The sequence below is a fragment of the Bullifex porci genome, assembly GCF_009695635.1.
In the GTDB taxonomy this organism is placed as follows: domain Bacteria; phylum Spirochaetota; class Spirochaetia; order Sphaerochaetales; family Sphaerochaetaceae; genus Bullifex; species Bullifex porci.
The window spans coordinates 40,916-61,137 of the sequence record NZ_VUNN01000007.1; the positions used below are offsets into that span (position 1 = coordinate 40,916).

Sequence of the window (20,222 nt, forward strand, 5' to 3'; positions counted from 1 at the left end):
ATTTACTTTGTGGTTACTATACGGATGTGCACCCAAGCACATCCGTATTGTCTTAATTCAAAGGAGTGTTTTTAATGGCTAAAATTCTAGAGATGACGCATATCTCCAAGGCCTTTGGAGGTTCAAAAGCTCTCTCGGACGTCCATTTTGATATGTTAGAAGGAGAGGTCCACGCCCTTCTAGGAGAAAATGGTGCAGGTAAATCAACCTTGATGAATATCCTTACAGGTGTATTAACTGCAGATAGTGGAAAGATAGTTTTTTTAGGTAAGGAGTATAGTGCTCCAACCATTAAAGAGATGGAGAAGGCTGGAATTGCCTTTGTTCATCAGGAATTAAATGTCATTAATGACCTAACTGTCGCTGATAATATTTTCCTAACAAAGGAAATAAAGAATAAGTTTGGTCTTATTGATGATAAAGAACAGGTTAGAAAGACACGAGAGCTCTTTGAAAGTCTTGGTGTTGATATGAATCCTAATCAAATGGTTTCAGAGCTAAAGACTAGTGAGAAGCAGCTCCTTGAAATATGTAAGGCATTATATTGCGATGCAAAGCTTTTAATTCTAGATGAGCCAACTACTGCTCTATCAACAGATGAGGTTGAGCATCTATTTTCTATTCTTAGAAGACTAAAGAGTGAGGGAAAATCCTTTATCTTTATCTCTCATAAGATGCCTGAAATCTTTGCAATTGCCGATAGATATACTGTATTTAGAAATGGACAATATATATCCTCTGGCTTCATTAAGGATGTTGATGCTCAAAAGCTTACATCTGATATGGTTGGTGTAAACTATGTTGATGCTGACTACTATCAGGAGCGTCCTTTAGGTGAAGAAATAATTAAGCTTCATAACTTCTCAGGTCATGGCTTTTCTAAGATTAATCTCTCAGTTAAGCGTGGTGAGATAGTAGCCTTCACAGGGCTTGCAGGCTCTGGAGCTAGTGAGCTTATGCAAACTATGTTTGGTGTATTACCAATTGAGGGTGGATATATAGAGGTTAATAAGAAAAAGGTAACTGGTAGAATTGGTTCCTTTATGAAGCATAAGGTTTCTATGCTCCCAGCTAATAGAAAGGAAAACTCTGTAATCCCAGATCTTTCAATACTCGAAAACTTCTGTACTGCAGAGCATGTACTTTCAAAGCACAAACAATTTATCAATGAGAAGAATGAAGAGAGCAAATATCAGCTACAAAAGGAAAAACTAAAGATAAAGGCTCCAGAAAGCTCTCTTGGTATTGCATCTCTATCTGGTGGTAACCAGCAAAAGGTATTCCTAGCTCGTTGGCTCAATACTGGTGCTGAGGTATTACTCTTTGATAACCCAACTCAGGGTGTAGATGTTGGTGCAAAGAGTGAAATCTATAGATTGATACTTGAATTTGCTAAGCAGGGTCAGACAGTAATTATTAATACTCTCGAGATTCCAGAGGTTCAAAAGGTAGCTGACCGTTGTGTTGTATTCTATGAGGGACAGATTGCAACAATCCTTGATCATAAGGATGTAAATGAACAGGATGTAATGGCATATTCAACAGGTGCTAAATAAAAAGGAGTAAAAAATGGATGGTAAAAAGATAAAAAATACAGTGGGAAGAATGTGGTCTCACTACTCATTTATATTTGTAATGTTCATCATCATGATCGTATATGCCATTGCGATTTCTGCTAATGGAAATACCTTCAAATGGAGTCATATCGCTGCTATTTTAGGTTCTCAGAATACCTGTATCGTAGGCACTATGGCTTTAGGAATGGCCTTGGTTATCATAACTGGACAAATAGATCTTTCAATTGGATCCTCGCTCGTATTAACAACTAGTGCTACTATCGTTGCATTCAATATGACAGATTCTATTTTAGTAATGATATTAGTTGCTCTCCTTGTTGGTGGTGCCTGTGGTTTAATTAATGGTCTATTAGTTGGTCTTGCCAAGATGCCACCATTTATCGTAACTCTTGGTACGATGCTTATTTATCGCTCATTAACACTCTCAGTTGTAAGAACAATTGATAGCTCAATCTCTGGTTCTAATTCAAGCCAGTTTGCAATGCTTAGAACAAATAGTAAATATAACTTCCTAAGAATGCAATTTGGTACTGGAAAGCTTGCTATTGGTGGCTTCTCTGTTCCATACATTACATTTGTATTCTTGCTAATGGTTATCCTCTTTATTGTAATTAGTAAGAAAACAAAGTTTGGTAAGAGCGTTTACGCTGTCGGCTCTAATGAAAAGAGTGCACACCTTTCTGGTATAAATACAACCTTTGTTAAGATTGCTGTATTTGTAATTACTGGCCTCTTAGTAGGTGTTGCTTCAATCCTACAGGCATGTAAGATTGGTAATATTACACCAGCATCCTCTGGCCAAAGCTATGAGATGTATGCAATTGCAGCTGTAGTACTTGGTGGTGTTAGTATGTCAGGTGGTAGAGGTAGACTATTAGGTGTTCTATTTGGTGCTCTCTCATATACAACAATTAACTTTATTATCGTATCTATTCCATCACTCTCAGTTGATATCCAGGATACCTTCCAGGGCTTAGTTCTTATCGTAGTTATTCTAATCCAAACAGCTGGACCTGTTATCAAGGAAAGTATTAAGACAGCAAAGAGAAGACGTCTTGCATAGACAAATAGGAGGGACTGTAAAACTACAGTCCCTTTAAACACTTTAAAGCATATTACTTATTAAAGTAAGCCTTCATATCCTTTTCAAATTTCTCAACAGTAATATTAAGCTTTTTAGCAGCAATTTCCTTTGTAATTACTCCATCACGAGTTAATTCATATAGAGTTTCACTTTTACCCTCGCGTTTTCCCTCAAGCTTACCATCATTTTTTATATCTTCAATTGCCTTACACATGTTATATCCTCCATCATTTGGAATATCTACCTTCATTATCGTTTCTAATAATTCATCTGTTTTATAATCAAGGTTCTTAAAGGCCTCTCCACTATTAATATATCTTAAGAGACCAAAAAATCGTAATAAAAATGAGGTAAAATCACGAAGCTTAAAGCTTTTATATTTAATATTTTTTAGAAGTCTAAAAAAATCCTTCCTGGAAAAACCAAGAAGGATAGAGAATAATATTTTTATTAGTTAACAGTTCCTTGTTTTTAAAGAGCTAATGTTAGTGCAATTAATATTTGAGCTAAGTAGTAGATATAAAGGTTAAGAGCCTTTTGTAAATTACTTTGCTTTGCAAAGCTATAATAAACAGTAAAGATATCACTGATTAAGAATAGAAGTGCTCCAACTAGGAAGCTTGTATATTTGAAGCTATAACCCTTAACAAGGATTAAGGAAATAGCTGATGAGAGCATTGCAACAACAACTATAATGTAGATGTAGCTACATACTCTTATATATTTCTTTTCGATTGGAATATGCTTCTTCATCAGTAGAACAACAATTACTGAAATAATAATTGTAAATATTAGAGAGTATAAAAGAATACCTGTTCCACCTAGATCAACAAGTGCAGCGATGTAGAAAATGTGACCTACGATGAAGGAAATTACTCCGAGACCAAAAACAGATGATCCTTTTTGCTCAGGAACAAGATATCTTAAGTTAAGAAGAATGTCTCCGAACATGCCAAATATTAGTCCCTTTAAAATTAAATCCCCATACATCGTTATTTTTGACGTAATGAGGAAAACACCCAATAAAACAAACATAAGCGAAGCCGTACCCTTTAGGATGACCGCGGCTTTCATTTTTCCATCAATTTCCGCTTTGATGAATAATGATTGTAGTATTAGACCAACTATGATTAATAGCAATGTTATTATCATATTTACCTCCTAAATAAACTATACACCCTACTATATTGGTTCTAGAAGAAAAAGGTTTATTTTTTTGCAAATTTTTTTAATGAATAATTAATCATCATTAATAGTGCAAAAAAACTTAAAGAAGGAATAAGCTTTTTAAAGACAAAACGTATCTATTCTGATAGACTTATTACATTCTATTTTTACTAACAAGAAGTTAGTAGCAAGTGCTGTAGCATTAATCTATATTATTCTTTTACTTTCTGTAGAAAGAGCTGATCACAGAAGTGGTCCTTTTGGGGTACTATTTTGTGTAATTATTTGTTTCGCTACAACGCTTCTTATATTAAGGCTAAGCTTAAAAAGAGTGAAAAAATATTAACTAAGGACATTTCCTTCACACTTAATGAGGGGGAAAGCCTTGCTATAGTTGGTGAAACAGGATCTGGAAAGACAATAACAGCACTTTCAATTATGGGCTTAATTCCTGAAAACATAACTTATGATGTATCTATGAGTCTTTATCTTAAGGATAAAGGTGAATTAGTTAATGAAGAGCTTTTTCCTTTAGTTGGCTCAAGTATCGTTTATATTCCCCAAAATGGCTTAGAGTCTCTCTCTGCCTTACGCTCAGTTAGAAAGCATCTATATGATAGCTTAAAGAGAAATGGCTACAAAGGAGTAGAGCTTGAGGAAAGAACCTTAGAGCTTTTAAAGAGAGTTGGCTTTGAAAATCCAAAAGCTATTATCGACCTATATCCATTTGAGCTCTCAGGAGGAATGGCTCAAAGAATTACAATTGCTCTGGCTCTTGCGGGAAAGCCAAGCTTAGTAATTGCAGATGAACCAACTAATGGGCTTGATGATAAAAATAGAGAGGTTTTTCTCTCTCTATTAAATAGTATCTCAGCTTCAAAGATAATTATAACTCATGATATTTCTCTTGCGTCTCTCATGGATAAGGTAATAGTCCTCAAGGATGGAATTATGATGGAAGCAGGAGAAAGTCGCTCTGTGCTCGCAAGCCCAAGATGTGAATATACTAAAGCACTAATAAATTCACTTTGCATCAATGGATTAGTTGAGACTCCTAAAATTCGAAAGGAAAATGAATGCTGTCCCTTTTACGATAGATGTACAAAGGTAAGTGAGAGCTGTAATAGTGTAAAGCTTGCTAGTGAAGGTAGCCATAGCTGGAGGTGCAGCAATGGTTAAAATAGATAGCTTAAGCTTTTCTTATAGCGATAAAGTAATATTTAAGGATGCAAGCTTAACAATTAAAGATAAAAAAATTACAGCACTCTTAGCTCCAAGTGGAGAAGGTAAGAGTACCTTAGCAAAGCTATTAACTGGTTGCTATAAACCAAATAGTGGGGCTATTACTCTTGATGATAAGGTAATTTCAACATGTGAAGGCTACAATAGAGCACTTGGCTTAAGTATTGCATTAGTTTATCAAAATCCTAGTAGCTCTTTAGATCCTAGTCAAAGAGTAATTAGCTCAATAACTGAGCTAATTCGATACCACAAAATATGTGATCGTAGTGAAGAAAAGCTTTTAATAAAAAAATATATAGAGGAGTTAAATCTTGATGAGGATATATTAAATCATAGGCCAAGACAGCTTTCTGGAGGGGAAGCACAAAGAATTGCATTATTAAAGGCTCTATTATTGAAGCCAAGATTACTAATTTTAGATGAAGCAACTAGTATGCTAGATGTTTCAACTCAAGCAAATGTTATTTCTCTAGCTATCAAAGCAATAAAAGAAATAAATGGCTCAATTCTTTTAATCACACATGATAAGGAATTAGCAGCTGCTATCTCAGATGAGATATATACAATTCAAAGCTATAAATTTATGAGGGAAAGATGAAAAAGCTATTACTCTTTATTTTATTTATTAATTTAATTTCGGTTTCTGCTTCTCCTGTAAAAGAGAGTGCAGAAAATGTCATCCACGTTGGAACTACAGCTCTAATAGAGAAGGCTGAATATGGTGAGTATAACTACGATATGCTTTCATCTGCAGTTAGTGAGCTTCCATTAATTTATAAAGATAGTGTTGGTGTATACCATCCACTAGTTGCTTCCTTTTCTTCAACAGATCCAGCAATTTGGAGCTTTACTATCCAGGAAGGTATGACTTGGAGTGATGGAGTTAAGGTTACTGCAAGAGACATACTATATACACTCATATATGAAGATGAAAATGGAAGTGCAAATTTAGTAGATCAAAGAGATAGTAAGGGGAACGTTACTAAATCAAAGTATGTAGCTTATGAATTAAGTGATGATGAAATGACTATCACTCTAACGCTAAGAAATGCAAATGTTAGAGAGCTATCTAATATGACAAGCTTCAGAATAGTTCCTGAGCATCTATATAGTGATGGAGAAATTACTCTTTCTGATAAAAGAACTACATGTGGACCATATGTGCTTTCTAAATTCGATAAAGCAGCTCTTATTATAGAGTTTACTCCTAATATTTATTACCCAGAAAAGGGTGAACTTGATAAAGTTTGCTACCACCTTTTTAGTAATGAGGACACGATGTATATGGCACTATTAAATGGAGATATTGCTTTTACAGCTATATACAATAGTGGTGTTAGCTCTGCTTATTTAGATATCTTAGCCCAGAGTGAAAGCTTAAGCATAATTAGTGAAGAATATGAAAATGTTCCTCTTGCTCTTAGCTTTAATGTGCAAAAAATTAGCTCTAAGGAATTAAGAAACGCTATAAGCTATGCTTTAGATTATGAAGAGCTTTCAAAATATATTGGAGGCGTAAATGCTAAGGTTGCAAATAGAGGGTTTGTACCATCCTCAACAGTTGGGTATGTAGAAACTCCTAAGCTCACAAGAGATTTAGCTAAAGCAGATGAGCTAATGAAAATGGCAGGCTATGAAAAGCTTAATGGGTATTACACTAAGGATAATAAGATTCTTGAGCTTACACTTACATATCGTCTTGATAAGAGTATCCAATACTCTGGTGCTGAGCTAATTAAAAACCAGCTTGAGGAATTTGGAATTAAGGTTAAGTTAGATGGCCTTGATAGCGCATCCTATAATGCTAAGACTAGTAATAAATTTAGTGATAACAACATAAGCTTTGAGCTCGCACTCTTTGGTTATACTGCCAATGGCATGGGAATGGGAGCAGGTCTTGGAACAATTTATGTAGATAAAAACCACAGTGTACAGGGTGGTTGCCAGGTTGATGATGATGTCTTTAAAGCTGCACTTGTAAAGCTTGAGAGTGCTAGAAATATAGATGAGTACTATGAGGGTGCAAAGCTAATGCAGCAGTACTATCAGGAGTACATCCCATTTATTTCGCTTTATCACGATGGAATTTCCTATGCTGTATCAAATAAATACTCTGGCTACGTTGTTGATAGTAATTTTGGAATTAATAATGTTAATACATTTTTAGCTTTAAAAAGGAATTAAGTTTGAATAGGGAAAGAAGCTTTAAAATAGCAATTTACTGCTTTTTATTTATTATAATATTAAACTTTATCCTCCCTCGTATGATGAGAGGAAATCCTATCGCATATCTTACTGGGATGGATGAGGCATCTTTAAGTGTGGCTCAATATGAGTACTATGAGAAGGCTCTACACCTCGATAAAAATATTTTTATTCAATTCCTCTACTACCTAAAAAGCTTAGTTGATGGAACACTCGGATACTCCTTTAAGAAGCAAAGCTATGTTGCTCCATTAGTGCTATCACGATTAAGAGTTACCTTGCTTCTTGTCCTTCCATCAGCTATTTTAGCTGCAATTTTAGGATTAGTTTTAGGCTTACGTGGAGCGTATAATAAAAATAAATATTTAGAGAGGACACTTACTCCTATAATGGTAGTTTTAAATGCTATTCCACTATTTTTACTCTCTCTTTTATTGATAATGACTCTCTCTTTTTCATATAAGCTATTTCCATACTCGGGGTTAGGAACAGGCTTTTTAGATAGAGTTTATCACCTTGTGCTCCCTGTTTTAGCTATAACTCTAGCATTACTTCCATCAAGATATTTATTAGTCAGGAATATGGGGTGTGAAAGAGCAAAGAGTAAAAGTGTATTATATGCTTCTCAACGAGGCTTGAGGGCTACAACAATTCGTTACTCATATATCCTTCCCGAGATAATAAGTGCTTATATAACTAATGTAGGTCTTAGTATCGGCTCGGGTATTGCAGGCTCTGTAATTGTTGAGAAAATATTTTCAATAAATGGTATGGGTTCTCTTCTAAATGAAGCGATCTTCACTCTCGATTACCCACTTTTACAGGGAATTTTATTTATTACAACACTTGCAATGCTAATAGCAGTGGGCCTTACAAACATATTCTCATTCTTAATAGATCCAAGGGAGAGAAGAAGAAATGCTTAAAAGAATTTTATTTATTATCGGCTCCCTTTTGATTTTAATATTTATACTCTTTTCTTTATTCCCTGCAGCTTTTGCTCCGTATGAATTAAAGGAAATGGATGAGCCTTGGCTTAAATGCTCAAAGACTCATCTACTTGGCACTAACAAGCTTGGGTATGATATTTTAACTGAAATAATATATGGAACTAGAGAAACACTCACTATAGGAGTAACAGCCTCAATATTAGCTTTAGCACTAGGACTAATATTTGGTGGAATATCCTGTGAAAATAATTTATTTGGAAGGCTTTCTACTGCTCTTATAAATATAATGGCAATGGTTCCTCGCTTAATAACACTAATAGTGCTTTCAACATTTTTTTATAGCTCACAGAGTGTAATGATATTATTAATAGCTATCTTTTCCTTTGCACCTATTGCAAAGGTTATAGGTGCTAGAGTAAGAATGCTGAATCATGAAAGCTTTATAGAAAGCTTAAATATTCAAGGTTTTTCTAAAATGCATATCTTATTATTCCATATAATACCTAATTTAAAGGATGTAATAGCTACAAGATTTTTATTAGGTATTAATAGCTCAATAATGCTTGAAGCATCTCTTTCATTCTTGGGCTTTGGAGATATTTATCACCCAACCTGGGGAACGATGGTTAATCTTGCATATAAAAATGGAGCGTTCTTAAGAAGAAGCTTTAACTACCTTCTTTCTCCTGGCCTTGCAATAATGCTGCTTTCTCTTTCGTTTTATTTAATACTCTTATCTCTTGAAGATAACTTTGATGTAATAAAGGAAAAAATATGAAGAAATACTTTTCAGATATCCACGCTTTACCTTCCTCCCAATTAGGAGATGAGGAAGATTTGACAATAGATGATGAAAATACAACCTTAGCTTTAAATGCTGTAGATAGCAAAAGAAGCTATGAAAATCTATTTCAATTAGCAAATTGCTATGTCAAGCAGTTAAGGTATAAGAGAGCCTTAGAGACTATTAATGAAGTATTAGAAATTAAACCAAATGATTTAAAGGCTTTAAGAGTAAGAGCTATTAGGCACTTAACAACCTTACAAGTAGCTAAGGCTCTTGATGACTTTACATACCTTGATAATAACGGCTTTAGTGAGGATTTATCATATCAGCTTGGGCTATCATACTTTTATTTATCACGCTATGAGGAAGCTCTTGTATATTTTGAGAAGTGCTTTACTCTCTCAACAGATGAGATGAAGGTTGCATGTATATATTGGCATACAATTGCAGCTTGGAGATGTGGAAGGAGTCCTTCCTTATTAAAGGAATTTAAAATAGGAATGGATATTGGCCACCACGTTGGCTATGATGCAGCTTTGAAGCTATACACAGGAGTATTAAGTGAGGATGTGTATCTAATGCTATTAGCAGATGAGCCCTCTGATTTAGAGTATTCAATATTTTCATATGGATACTATGCATATTTAGAAAAAGAAAAAAGAAGTACTGAAAAGGATAGTGTACTAAATGATATTCTCTCTCGAGATTCCTTTTGGATTTCATTTGCATACATCGCAGCATATAACGATAAATTTTATAGCGGAAGGGGACGATAAGATGGAACGATTAAAGAGCTTTTTTGATGAGCATAGGAAAATAGCTTTAGCCTTTTCTGGTGGAACAGATTCTGCATTTTTACTATATGCAGCACTATATTATAAAGCTAATGTAAAGGCTTATTTTATTAAATCACAATTTCAGCCAAACTTTGAAATTGAGGATGCAAAAAGCCTTGCAAGGGAGCTAAATGTAGATTTAACTATTATTGAGGTTGATATTCTAAGCTTTGAGGATGTGAGAAGAAATCCTAAGGACAGATGCTATTACTGTAAAAAGCATTTGTTTTCAAGAATTCTGGAGGAAGCAAAAAAGGATGGCTTTGATACAGTTATAGATGGCACAAATGCATCTGATGATATCTCAGATCGTCCTGGCTATAAAGCTCTTCAGGAGATGAAGGTGCTATCCCCATTAAAGCTATATGGGATTACAAAATCAGAGGTTAGAAGATTATCTAAAGAAGCAGGATTATTTACTGCTGCAAAGCCTGCTTATGCATGTCTTGCAACAAGAATTGAAAGCGGAAAAGAGATAACAAATGAAGCACTAATTAATACTCAAGAGAGTGAAGCCTATCTCTTTTCTCTAGGATTTTCAGATTTTAGAGTAAGAAACAGAGGAGATAATGCTCTTCTTGAGCTAAGAGAGCAGGACTTAGAGCTTTTAATGAAAAATCGAGTCGATATCATTAATACTCTTAAAAAGAAATATAAGGGTGTTATGCTTAATTTAGAGGTGAGAGGATGAGTAATATTAAGGATATCTTAGAGAGTGTAAAAGGTGGCACCTTGAGTGTTGATGAAGCATTGCTATCAATTAAGGAAAAGCCCTTTGAGGACTTAGGGTATGCTGTTGTAGATTTACATAGAAGGTGCAGACAGGGTGTAACTGAGGTTGTATATGGTGCAAGTAAAACTCCTGAGCAAATAGTAGGTATTGTAAATTCGTTACTTAAAAATGGTGAAAAAACTATCCTCATTACAAGACTGTCGAAAGAAAAGGCTGAAATAGTAAAAAGATCGATTAGCTTTACATACTATGAGGGAGCTAAAATAGCTATAGTTGGCTCTCTCCCTGAGAAGGATGGTAATGGAAAGGTAGTTGTTGCAACTGGAGGCACAAGTGATATCGATGTTGCAGAGGAGGCTGCATTAACTCTAGAGGCTTTAGGCAATGAAGTCGTTAGAATATATGATGTAGGAGTAAGCGGGCTTCATCGTTTGCTATCAAGATTAGATGATATCATGTCAGCCTCAGTAATAGTTGCAGTAGCTGGTATGGAGGGGGCTCTTGCTTCAGTAATTGGAGGCTTAGCAGATTGCCCTGTTATTGCTGTACCTACCTCTGTTGGGTATGGAACGTGCTTTAATGGGCTTTCAGCTCTTTTATCAATGCTCAATTCCTGTGCAAGTGGAGTATCTGTTGTGAATATTGATAATGGCTTTGGGGCAGGGTACCAGGCCTCTATGATAAATCATGTAAGGATTAAAGGATGAAAACACTATATTTTGAAACACAAATGGGTGCTGCAGGTGATATGCTCACTGCAAGCTTAGTTGAGCTTTTTGATGATAGAAGTAGTATCGTTGATGAATTAAATTGCTTAGGACTTCCAAATGTAACCTTTAGCTTAGAGGAAAGTATAAAGTGCTCAATTAAGGGAAGTCATATGAGTGTTAAGGTCGATGGAGTTGAGGAGGATGAGGCTATGGAGCATAGTCATGACCATAACCATCAACACCACCACAACACTCTTAGTGATATTAAGGCTATAGTAGATTCTTTAAGAGTATCAGATAAAGTAAAAGAGAGTGTAATGAAGGTTTACTCAATTATTGCTCAAGCAGAGAGCTTTGTTCATGGAGCAAGTGTTGAGGAGGTACACTTTCATGAGGTAGGAGCTATGGATGCAGTTGCTGATATTACTGCCTTCTGCTACTTAATTGAAAAGCTTAACCCTAAAAGAATTATTTCATCCCCAATTAATACTGGTAATGGCTATTGCAGAACTATGCATGGAATATTACCAGTACCAGCTCCTGCAACTGCTAAAATTTTAGAGGGGATTCCTTCCTATGACGATGGAACTAGAGGCGAGCTATGTACTCCTACCGGAGCTGCTTTATTAAAAACCTTTGCTCAAAGCTTTTCTCAGCGCCCTGTAATGACTATAGAAAGAGTTGGCTTTGGAATGGGTAAAAAGGACTTTGAGAGAGCTAATTGTGTAAGAGCCTTCTTAGGAGAAGATGATAATACCTTTGATGATAGTGTAATAGAGCTAGAAGCTAATATAGATGATATGAGTGCAGAGGATCTTGCATATGCTCAGGAGGAGATACTCTCCTCTGGTGCTTTAGATGTTTGGAGCACATCTATTTTAATGAAGAAGGGAAGGCTTGGAACAAAGCTTTCAGCCTTAGTCAGAGAGTGTGATGAAGAGAGAGTAGTTAAAGCAATCTTTAAACATACAACAACTATTGGTATTCGCCGATCATTAAAAAATCGATACACCTTAAATCGTGAAGAGATAATAAAGGAAGTTGAAGATAACAAGATTAGAGTAAAATATTCATCTGGATATGGCGTTGAAAGAAGTAAGCTTGAGTTTGATGATTTAAAGGAAATAGCTAAAAAAAGTGGTAAAACACTTTCTGAAGTAAGAAAGTTTTTCAATTAATTGCTTATAAATAATAGGTCAATGCCGCATATTAAGCTATATTCTACCTTCATTATCCCGATAGAATAAAAATGAAGATAGAATATATAAAAGCCTCTAGATTAATGATTAACCTCTAAGAGGTGCAATTAGCTGAGGCTTTCCGCTCTCAAGACGGGAGGTCTCAGCAGCTAATGCTACTAAGTGGCTTTCAACACTAACCTCAAGAGTAGTTACAGTGTTGTTAACCTCTTTACCCTCAAGCAGTGAGATAAATTCATCAATAAGCATCATATCGCCACCACCGTGTCCGGCAAAGTCCTTTTTCTCTCTACCTAAATCGATAACCTCAGGAGCTTTTCCAAACTCCGTTATTTTTATTATATTATCGTGCATATCACCTGTGATATCACCAAGGGTACCCATAACCTTAATCGTTCTTCCACCAATACTTGTGAAGGCAGACATTGTTAGAGTAACTGTTGCACCGCTTTCTAGCTCCATTGCAACTATTTGGTTATCAACTACATCGTTATCACAGTAGAAAACACATCTTCCATATGGACCCTCTTGAATAGCCTTTCTAATTGACTCCTCAGTTGGCTCATTTGAGAGTACATCAATAGGCCACTCCTTATTACCACATAAAATTCCTGTTTCCTTATTAGTTAAGTAAATCTTTTCTGCATCATATGGGCATGAAGCCTTTGCTTTACATCCATCTAAGCAGCGCTTTGTCGCACCTTCAGGAGCACATTCAGCTTTAAAGTAGCTAAGGCTTCCATAGGACGAAACACTTTTACACTTAGAGCCACAAAGCCAAATAAGGTAATCAAGATCATGGCAGCACTTTGCTAAAATCATTGGACTAGTATCCTCTTTTCTTCTCCAATTTCCTCTAACAAAGGAGTGTGCCTGGTGCCAATAGCGTACATTCTCTAGAGCCTGTACTGTAACAACCTTACCAATTCGACCACTATCTATTGCCTTTTTAATAGTTTGGAAGAATGGAGTGTAGCGAAGAACATGGCAAACTAATACTCTCTTATTTACTTCATTACTCTTTTTAACAAGCTTTTTTAGCTCATCCAGATTTGGGCTTATAGGCTTTTCGAGTAAAATATCATATCCCTTATCAAGTGCCATTAAGGCATGTCTTACATGGTCCTGGTCTTGAGTACAAATTAAAACTGCGTCTGCAAGCTTATCTTGAGAAAGCATCTCCTCTACAGATGAAAAAACCATCTCAGGCTTTACATTATGTTCCTTTGCAGCAAGGCTAGTTCTTTGGTTATCAAAATCAGCAACAGCTACTACCTGTGCTCTATCCTTCATATCTAATAAAATTGCACCATATGCTGTTCTACCACGACTTCCTAAGCCAGCAATAGCTATCGTAATTTTTTTATCTATCATACGATTTTCCTTTATGTGGATTATAAAACTACTATAAATGTTTAGCAAGAAAATAGAAAAATACTTAAATCTTTAAAAATTTATGTTTACGTAAAAATTTAACAAATATTTTTATTTATAAGTAAAATATATCATGATATTATAAAAATAGCTAAGTTTTCTAAAAAAAGGAGGGAACTTATGAGCATGTTATACAATGTTGTGTTAGTTATTATCGTTCTTGCTCTTTGCTATGTCTTATTTTCATACAAAAAGATTAAAGGTATGAAGGAAGGAACCCAAGAGATGGCAGAAATGGCACTCATTATTAGAAGGGGTGCTAATACATTCATGAAAACAGAATATAAAACAATAGCTATTGTTGTTATTGCTGTTGCTCTTATCTTCTCTCTATTTGTTGAGAAAACCTCTGGCTTAACACTTATTTTAGGTGCAATTATGTCTAGCTCTGCATGTATTGTAGGTATGAAGAGTGCAACCTATGCAAATGTTAGAACCTCAAATAAGGCTCGTGAAAGCTTAAGTATTGGTCAAACTGTAAAGGTTGCTTTACTAGGTGGCTCTATATCTGGCTTATCTGTCCAAGCCTTTGGTATGCTTGGTTTATTAATAATTTTAATAGGCTGGGGAATTGATCATAGCAGTAGGGGTAGTGGATTCTTACTTAGCCTAGAGTGTAATGCCTCTACAATGAGAATAACTACCTATTCATTAGGGTGCTCCCTTGTTGCTATGTTTAACCGTGTAGCAGGTGGTAACTATACTAAGGCTGCAGATATATCATCTGATATCCTTGCAAAGCTACGTCATGACCTTCCTGAGGATGATAGTAGAGTACCTAATGTTATTGCAGACTTTATTGGTGATAACGTTAATGATATAGCTGGTAACTGCTCTGACCTTCTTGAGTCATTTGTTGCAACAACAGCTGCAGGTATTTTAATTGCATCTACAGTTTATGCAGGTGGTGGCTTTACAGATTCAGCATATAGCTCTGCAATGATGTATCCAATATTGCTAGCTGGTGGTGGCCTTCTTAGCTGTCTCATTGCATTAATTATAGTTAACATAATTAAAATGGGTGATGATCCATCAAAGGAGCTTGATAAAGCAACCTATATCTCAGCGGGCTTAACATTAGTTTTAGGACTTCTTTCATGCTATATGCTCTTTTCTAAGGTTGAGCTTTCATCCTCATTCGTTCTAGGGTGGGCATCACCATGGGCATGTGCTGTACTTGGAATTATCTCAGGAGTTGCAATAGGAATGATAACTGAGTACTACACTAGTACAGATTTTAAGCCAACACAGAACCTTGCCTTAATGGCTACAGAGGGTGAAGCCTTTGTTATTACAAAGGGTGATGCAATAGGAAGTAGAAGCTGTCTATACCCAGTATTACTTATTGCTCTCTCACTATTTGTATCAGGAAAGCTATGTGGAACCTACGGAATAGCACTTGCATCCTTAGGAATGCTTTCCTTCGTTGGAACTACTGTATCAATTGATGCATTCGGACCAATTGCCGATAATGCAGGAGGCTTAGCTGAATCATGTCACCTACCTCATAAGGTAAGAGAGATCACAGATAAGCTTGATGCTGTAGGAAATACTACAGCTGCTATCGGAAAGGGCTTTGCTATTGGCTCAGCTGCATTCGCAACTGTATCCTTAATTGTTGCATATGTTGGCTCCTACTCAGTTGGAGAGCCTGTATTGAATTTCGCATCATTTGTAGTAGTAGCAGGAGGAATCCTAGGTGGTGCTTTAGTAGAATACTTCTCAGCAGTATTAACAGATAATACTATCGATTCAGCTAAGAAGATGGCAGATGATGGTGATAAGCTACTATCTATACCAGGAGTATTAGAGGGAAGTGTAAAGCCTGATTACGATAAGATGATTAAGACTGCAACAGAAGAGGCACTAAGAAAGATGCTATTCCCATCTATTTTAGCTCTTGTTATTCCTGTCGTTGGAGGATTATTATTTGGTGTTGAATTTATTGGAGGCTTACTTGTTGGTGCAACGATTGTAGCAATTCCAAGAGCTATCTTTATGGGTAACTCTGGTGGTGCCTTTGATAACGCAAAGAAGTTTATTGAGCAGGAGCGCTTAGAGGGACACTCAAAGGGTAGTGCTGCTCATAAGGCTGCAGTAACAGGTGATACTGTAGGTGATACAAGAAAGGATGTTGTAGGGGTTGCTTTAGATATCTTCATTAAGAGTATGTCTACAGTAGCAAATACCTTAGGTGGAGTAATAAGGACCTTTACGATAATTAAATAATTCTTTACTAGGAGGAGCAGATGAGTAAGGGAAGAAAGGTATTATTTAAAATGCTATTTCTTCTAATGAGCATAATATTAATTTACTCACTGCTCCTTTTTCATGCTCACTATAGAAGCCCTAAGGAAGAATTCATAAATTATGATACAAATAATCCCTTCATAACAAATAAAACATTAATTGCAGCTCATCGCTTAGGGCTTAGAGATGACTCTGAGGAGTCGATGCTAGCAATAGAGTCCTCACTAATAGCTGGTGCTGATATATTGGAGCTTGATATCCATTTAACTAAGGATAAAAGCTTAATTCTACTTCACGATAAAACCTTTGATAGAACAACAGATAATAAAAATAGTCTTCGTCCTGAGGATTTATATCTAGAGCAAATTAAGAGCTTTAATATCATTTCGAGTAGTGCTGAAGGCTTAAAGGTATTAACGCTTGATGAGGTCTTTGATTACTGTGAAAATACGGATGTTAAATATATCATCGAAATAAAGAGTAAGGGTGAAGAGGGTAAGGAAGCTTTAGATTTACTTTATAAAAAGCTTGTTGAGAGGAAGCTATTAGATAGAGTAATCTTTGGAACCTTCGATAAAGAAGTAACAGAGTATTGTACTAAAAGCTATCCTGATATAATTAGAAGTGCTTCTATTAAGGAGGCTTTAGAGTTTTATATAGCAGCTCTAATTGATAAAAAGGAATATGAGCCACCATGCTCTGTTTTGCAAATCTTTTATGGAAAGCCTTACTATAAATTTGGCGTTAATCTAGCAACCTCACGTGTTATAAACTATGCCCATAAGCACAACATGGCGATTCAATATTGGACAGTAAATGAGGATGATGAAATTAACTATCTATTAGATAGTAAAGCAGATTGCATAATCACAGATAATGTAAAAAGAGCAACTGAGTTAAGAGATAAGCTTCTTAACTAAGAAATAAAGCTTATCTAGCTCTCTTTTATAGATATATTCCTCTACTCCATGAGGGTTAAAGTAGCCACAGGTAAAAACTATAGCCTTGTAGCCAAAGCTATTTAAGCTATTTGCATCGCTTCCTCCTGTAGTTGAAGTAATTTGAGCCTTTAGCTTAATACTTTCAATTGCTTTTTTTGCTTTTAAAACTATCTCATCCTCTTTATCAATTTTATAGTGTTTATATAGATCCTCTACCTTAACATCTAATAGAGCTAAGCTATCTTGTGCTATATCTTGGCTTTTTTTAATTATTTTCTCTTCTAGCTTTTTTCGATTACTATCATCTAGGCTTCTAAGCTCGAAGGTAAGCTTTGCAAGGCTTGAAACTACATTAGTACTTCCCTCTGCAATAAAGGAGCCTATATTACACGTTGATATTTCATCAGGACGCCCTTGAGGAAGCTCTAATGCAATTTGTGATAGCACTCTAATTGCATTAATACCCTTCTCAGGTGCAAAGCCTGCATGAGATGCCCTTCCATGGCATATAAATGTAATTCTACTCTTTCCTACAGCCTCATTTATGATAGTTCCAATTTCACCCTCTGCATCTAAGACAAAAAAGAGTGAGTCTTCTAAACCCTCTAATAAAGCTTTATCCATATGAGAGGAGCCATAAAGCCCGATTTCCTCTCCAATGAAGAATAGAAAAGCAACATTATCGCAGGAGCATTCCTTCGCAAGCTCAAGCATAACAGCTATTGCACATTTATCATCGGCACCTAGTGCTGTAGTTTTATCTGTAAAGAACCTCTCCTCATCCTCCATTAGATGAGCTACATTTGCACCCTCAACTGTATCCATGTGAGCTACTAGGCAGTATTCGACGCTCTCTAATGCTTTAAAAAATAGTAGGTTCCCAAAGTTATCCTCTCTATATATAAAGCCTAAATTAGTTAAATAAGCCTTGATAAAAAGACTAATACTCTCTTCCTTTAAGGATGGAGAGGATATATTAACAAGCTCTCTGAAGAGTGAATATCTAAGCATCTATTTTTATCCCCTTAAAGCCGCTATCTGTTAGATAGTAAAGGTGAGTAAAGCCATAGCTTGATAACATAGAAACAGTTTCATCATATTTTATATCTATATTATTTGCGCTATGACAATCTGTTGTGACAATTATAGGAGCATTTAGCTCAGCTAAACGCTTAAGTATAAATGGATCTGGGTATGGAGTTGTTCTATAGCCTCTCGATATAGCTCCTGTATTAACCTCTACAAGCTTTCCACATTTAACAACACTTTCGGCCGCAGAGAGTGCTGCATCACGATACCAGCTTTCATTTTCAAAGCCAAAGCTATTTAGCTCAGAAAATTTCGTAACTAGATCGATGTGACCTGTGATGGAATATGATGAGTGCTTTGCAAACTCTATAACTTCATTATAGTAGCTCTCTATCAAAGGTCTAAAGCCTCCAAATGCCTCTTTAGCTTGAAGTAATATCTCTGCCTTGTAGTCAACCTCCCAGTGTCTAGAGTCTAGATAAAACCAATGGATAGAGCCAATTGAGTAGTCAAGACGAGGGTCAGGATTTGGATATAATTCATCCTTAATTCGACTTTCAAGCTCTATTCCTCTATATATCGAAATTTGGTTTTTATACTTTTGCTTTAAAGCCTCTACTTCACTAAGATATGATTCATAATTAGCAGCAGTCTTTATTCCACATTCATCATAAGAGAGGTTTGAAAAGCAATGACTTGAAAAGCCAAGAGATGAAAAGCCTTTATCAATTGCAGCTAAGACCATCTCTTCAAGTGTATTTTTTCCATCACAATAGGTGCAGTGTGTATGTAGGTTTTGTCTAATCATGGATAGATTATCATTCATACGATAATTTTCTTCAAGAAAATATCGCATCTAGGATGACTGAAAAATACTAAATGTCTGTTTTGTCCATATAGATAAGTTTTTACTGTTTTTTAAGTATTTTATTTTAATTTCTTCATTTCGCTAATTTTAACTCATATTTATGGGAAAATGGGATAAAGGATTAACGTTAATCTAGTTGTAATAAGGAATTATTTCAATTTTTAGTTGGTTTTTGGCCATTTTATGTTAACATTAACTTATGGAAGCAACCTTAAAAGACATCGCAATTGCTACTGGATTCTCAATAAATACAGTATCACGCTCATTGAGAGATGATAGAGCGATAAGCGCAAAAACAAGGAATTTAATTAAAGAAAAAGCAGAGGAGCTTAACTATATTCCTAATGCTTTAGCTTCCTCTATGAGGTCATTACACTCTGGCTTAATTGGTGTTATCAGTGCAGATTCAGCTAATCCATTCTTTGGAGAGGTAATTAAGGGTATTGAGGAGTGTGCAACAAGACTTGGCTATCAGCTGATGCTTGGCTGTACAGAGGAATCAATAGAGAAGGAAGAAAAGCTTATTAAGATGTTTCTTTCTCGACGCCTAGATGGGTTAATTGTAATGCCAGTTTTTGATAATTCCAGCGAGCATGTAGAGCGCTTTAAAAGACTTGGTAAGAGTGTTCCATTTGTTTTTGCAGGTCGTTATCTTGAGGGGCTAACAGAGCATAGTATATTGCATGAGGATTTTAAGGGCCAAAAGGCAGTTTTTGATTATTTCTTCTCTAAGGGTCATAAAAATATTCTATATATTGCAGGACCTGAAAATGTTTCAAACTCTGGCGATCGAATAAAGGGAATGCTTGCCTCCTATAAGGAAAATAATATCGATTTTAATAGTGATTACATGAAGCTCTCAACTGGTCGTATTGAGGATGGCTATAGAGTAGTAAATGAGGCATTAAATAGGGGCCTAGAGTTTACAGCTGTAGCTTGCTTTAACGATATGATCGCTATGGGAGCTATGAAGAGCTTATTTGAAAATGACTTAAGAGTCCCAGAGGATGTAGAGGTATTTGGCTACGATAATTTATATCTATCTCAATTTTTCCAGCCAGCTTTAAGTACAGTAGATGTTCCACGCTTCAAGCTTGGACAGCGTTCAATGGAAGTTTTAGATTTGATGATTAATAAAAAGAGCTTTGATTACAGTAAGGAAACTGAACTACCGATAAGATTAGTTTTTAGAGGTAGTACTAAATAGATT

The 20,222-nt window shown here is 35.7% G+C and carries 19 protein-coding genes; 14 read left to right on the forward strand and 5 right to left on the reverse strand.

Annotated elements, in window-relative coordinates; genetic code table 11:
* The first annotated feature begins 74 nt into the window (after positions 1-74).
* Positions 75-1,556, forward strand: coding sequence for a sugar ABC transporter ATP-binding protein (locus tag FYJ80_RS05160; RefSeq protein WP_154425134.1), 1,482 nt, complete (start codon positions 75-77; stop codon positions 1,554-1,556).
* 13 nt (positions 1,557-1,569) lie between these two features.
* On the forward strand, positions 1,570-2,640 hold the full coding sequence (locus tag FYJ80_RS05165) for an ABC transporter permease (RefSeq protein ID WP_154425135.1): 1,071 nt from the start codon (positions 1,570-1,572) through the stop codon (positions 2,638-2,640).
* A gap of 52 nt (positions 2,641-2,692) precedes the next feature.
* On the opposite strand, the gene FYJ80_RS05170 is transcribed toward FYJ80_RS05165, so the two are convergent.
* Entirely contained in the window at positions 2,693-2,911 is a 219-nt protein-coding gene (locus tag FYJ80_RS05170) for a resolvase (protein ID WP_154425136.1), read from the reverse strand.
* A 221-nt stretch (positions 2,912-3,132) separates the two neighbouring features.
* Positions 3,133-3,813: a lysoplasmalogenase gene (locus FYJ80_RS05175; protein WP_154425137.1), complete on the reverse strand. Its 681-nt coding sequence runs from the start codon at positions 3,811-3,813 to the stop codon at positions 3,133-3,135.
* Positions 3,814-4,101: 288 nt separating this feature from the next.
* Here FYJ80_RS05175 and FYJ80_RS05180 point away from each other — a divergent pair, with 288 nt between their 5' ends.
* From FYJ80_RS05180 to larC, 9 genes are all read left to right on the forward strand, one after another.
* Positions 4,102-5,007: an ATP-binding cassette domain-containing protein gene (locus FYJ80_RS05180; protein ID WP_154425138.1), complete on the forward strand. Its 906-nt coding sequence runs from the start codon at positions 4,102-4,104 to the stop codon at positions 5,005-5,007.
* Positions 5,000-5,668: an ATP-binding cassette domain-containing protein gene (locus FYJ80_RS05185; RefSeq protein ID WP_154425139.1), complete on the forward strand. Its 669-nt coding sequence runs from the start codon at positions 5,000-5,002 to the stop codon at positions 5,666-5,668. The genes FYJ80_RS05180 and FYJ80_RS05185 overlap by 8 nt, the downstream gene beginning before the upstream one ends.
* On the forward strand, positions 5,665-7,254 hold the full coding sequence (locus FYJ80_RS05190; protein ID WP_154425140.1) for an ABC transporter substrate-binding protein: 1,590 nt from the start codon (positions 5,665-5,667) through the stop codon (positions 7,252-7,254). The genes FYJ80_RS05185 and FYJ80_RS05190 overlap by 4 nt, the downstream gene beginning before the upstream one ends.
* Before the next feature lie 80 nt (positions 7,255-7,334).
* On the forward strand, positions 7,335-8,201 hold the full coding sequence (locus tag FYJ80_RS05195) for an ABC transporter permease (protein ID WP_154425141.1): 867 nt from the start codon (positions 7,335-7,337) through the stop codon (positions 8,199-8,201).
* Entirely contained in the window at positions 8,194-9,003 is an 810-nt protein-coding gene (locus FYJ80_RS05200; RefSeq protein ID WP_154425142.1) for an ABC transporter permease, read from the forward strand. The genes FYJ80_RS05195 and FYJ80_RS05200 overlap by 8 nt, the downstream gene beginning before the upstream one ends.
* Positions 9,000-9,788: a tetratricopeptide repeat protein gene (locus tag FYJ80_RS05205; RefSeq protein ID WP_154425143.1), complete on the forward strand. Its 789-nt coding sequence runs from the start codon at positions 9,000-9,002 to the stop codon at positions 9,786-9,788. The genes FYJ80_RS05200 and FYJ80_RS05205 overlap by 4 nt, the downstream gene beginning before the upstream one ends.
* Position 9,789: 1 nt before the next feature.
* Complete coding sequence (gene larE / locus FYJ80_RS05210) at positions 9,790-10,539, forward strand: ATP-dependent sacrificial sulfur transferase LarE (RefSeq protein ID WP_154425144.1); 750 nt, start codon at positions 9,790-9,792, stop codon at positions 10,537-10,539.
* Positions 10,536-11,288 (forward strand): nickel pincer cofactor biosynthesis protein LarB, encoded by a 753-nt coding sequence (larB, locus tag FYJ80_RS05215; protein ID WP_154425145.1) that lies wholly within the window; start codon positions 10,536-10,538, stop codon positions 11,286-11,288. The genes larE and larB overlap by 4 nt, the downstream gene beginning before the upstream one ends.
* Positions 11,285-12,469 (forward strand): nickel pincer cofactor biosynthesis protein LarC, encoded by a 1,185-nt coding sequence (gene larC, locus FYJ80_RS05220; protein ID WP_154425146.1) that lies wholly within the window; start codon positions 11,285-11,287, stop codon positions 12,467-12,469. Before larB ends, larC begins: the two co-directional genes overlap by 4 nt.
* A 108-nt stretch (positions 12,470-12,577) precedes the next feature.
* Here larC and FYJ80_RS05225 read toward each other — a convergent pair whose 3' ends face one another.
* Complete coding sequence (locus FYJ80_RS05225) at positions 12,578-13,864, reverse strand: Gfo/Idh/MocA family protein (protein WP_154425147.1); 1,287 nt, start codon at positions 13,862-13,864, stop codon at positions 12,578-12,580.
* Between the two features lie 180 nt (positions 13,865-14,044).
* Between FYJ80_RS05225 and FYJ80_RS05230 the strand changes: the two genes are divergently transcribed.
* The gene (locus FYJ80_RS05230) at positions 14,045-16,153 is read left to right on the forward strand and encodes a sodium-translocating pyrophosphatase (RefSeq protein WP_154425148.1); all 2,109 of its coding nucleotides are present in this window, start codon (positions 14,045-14,047) and stop codon (positions 16,151-16,153) included.
* A gap of 20 nt (positions 16,154-16,173) precedes the next feature.
* Positions 16,174-17,094, forward strand: coding sequence for a glycerophosphodiester phosphodiesterase family protein (locus FYJ80_RS05235; RefSeq protein WP_154425149.1), 921 nt, complete (start codon positions 16,174-16,176; stop codon positions 17,092-17,094).
* Here the strand turns inward: FYJ80_RS05235 and FYJ80_RS05240 are convergent.
* Together FYJ80_RS05240 and FYJ80_RS05245 are read right to left on the reverse strand one after the other, a co-directional pair.
* Positions 17,071-18,126: a M20/M25/M40 family metallo-hydrolase gene (locus FYJ80_RS05240; RefSeq protein WP_154425150.1), complete on the reverse strand. Its 1,056-nt coding sequence runs from the start codon at positions 18,124-18,126 to the stop codon at positions 17,071-17,073. The genes FYJ80_RS05235 and FYJ80_RS05240 overlap by 24 nt on opposite strands.
* Entirely contained in the window at positions 18,119-18,970 is an 852-nt protein-coding gene (locus FYJ80_RS05245) for a histidinol-phosphatase (RefSeq protein ID WP_206360977.1), read from the reverse strand. The genes FYJ80_RS05240 and FYJ80_RS05245 overlap by 8 nt, the downstream gene beginning before the upstream one ends.
* A gap of 241 nt (positions 18,971-19,211) precedes the next feature.
* Here FYJ80_RS05245 and FYJ80_RS05250 point away from each other — a divergent pair, with 241 nt between their 5' ends.
* Entirely contained in the window at positions 19,212-20,219 is a 1,008-nt protein-coding gene (locus FYJ80_RS05250; RefSeq protein ID WP_154425152.1) for a LacI family DNA-binding transcriptional regulator, read from the forward strand.
* Positions 20,220-20,222: the final 3 nt, after the last annotated feature.

What these genes read in the sequence shown, in the direction of transcription:
- FYJ80_RS05160 (WP_154425134.1), top strand. Translation starts at nt 75, where the DNA reads ATGGCTAAAATTCTAGAGATGACGCATATCTCCAAGGCCTTTGGAGGT.
- FYJ80_RS05165 (WP_154425135.1), top strand. Translation starts at nt 1,570, where the DNA reads ATGGATGGTAAAAAGATAAAAAATACAGTGGGAAGAATGTGGTCTCAC.
- FYJ80_RS05170 (WP_154425136.1), bottom strand. Translation starts at nt 2,911, where the DNA reads ATGAAGGTAGATATTCCAAATGATGGAGGATATAACATGTGTAAGGCA.
- FYJ80_RS05175 (WP_154425137.1), bottom strand. Translation starts at nt 3,813, where the DNA reads ATGATAATAACATTGCTATTAATCATAGTTGGTCTAATACTACAATCA.
- FYJ80_RS05185 (WP_154425139.1), top strand. Translation starts at nt 5,000, where the DNA reads ATGGTTAAAATAGATAGCTTAAGCTTTTCTTATAGCGATAAAGTAATA.
- FYJ80_RS05190 (WP_154425140.1), top strand. Translation starts at nt 5,665, where the DNA reads ATGAAAAAGCTATTACTCTTTATTTTATTTATTAATTTAATTTCGGTT.
- FYJ80_RS05195 (WP_154425141.1), top strand. Translation starts at nt 7,335, where the DNA reads ATGATGAGAGGAAATCCTATCGCATATCTTACTGGGATGGATGAGGCA.
- FYJ80_RS05200 (WP_154425142.1), top strand. Translation starts at nt 8,194, where the DNA reads ATGCTTAAAAGAATTTTATTTATTATCGGCTCCCTTTTGATTTTAATA.
- FYJ80_RS05205 (WP_154425143.1), top strand. Translation starts at nt 9,000, where the DNA reads ATGAAGAAATACTTTTCAGATATCCACGCTTTACCTTCCTCCCAATTA.
- larE (WP_154425144.1), top strand. Translation starts at nt 9,790, where the DNA reads ATGGAACGATTAAAGAGCTTTTTTGATGAGCATAGGAAAATAGCTTTA.
- larB (WP_154425145.1), top strand. Translation starts at nt 10,536, where the DNA reads ATGAGTAATATTAAGGATATCTTAGAGAGTGTAAAAGGTGGCACCTTG.
- larC (WP_154425146.1), top strand. Translation starts at nt 11,285, where the DNA reads ATGAAAACACTATATTTTGAAACACAAATGGGTGCTGCAGGTGATATG.
- FYJ80_RS05225 (WP_154425147.1), bottom strand. Translation starts at nt 13,864, where the DNA reads ATGATAGATAAAAAAATTACGATAGCTATTGCTGGCTTAGGAAGTCGT.
- FYJ80_RS05230 (WP_154425148.1), top strand. Translation starts at nt 14,045, where the DNA reads ATGAGCATGTTATACAATGTTGTGTTAGTTATTATCGTTCTTGCTCTT.
- FYJ80_RS05235 (WP_154425149.1), top strand. Translation starts at nt 16,174, where the DNA reads ATGAGTAAGGGAAGAAAGGTATTATTTAAAATGCTATTTCTTCTAATG.
- FYJ80_RS05240 (WP_154425150.1), bottom strand. Translation starts at nt 18,126, where the DNA reads ATGCTTAGATATTCACTCTTCAGAGAGCTTGTTAATATATCCTCTCCA.
- FYJ80_RS05245 (WP_206360977.1), bottom strand. Translation starts at nt 18,970, where the DNA reads ATGAATGATAATCTATCCATGATTAGACAAAACCTACATACACACTGC.
- FYJ80_RS05250 (WP_154425152.1), top strand. Translation starts at nt 19,212, where the DNA reads ATGGAAGCAACCTTAAAAGACATCGCAATTGCTACTGGATTCTCAATA.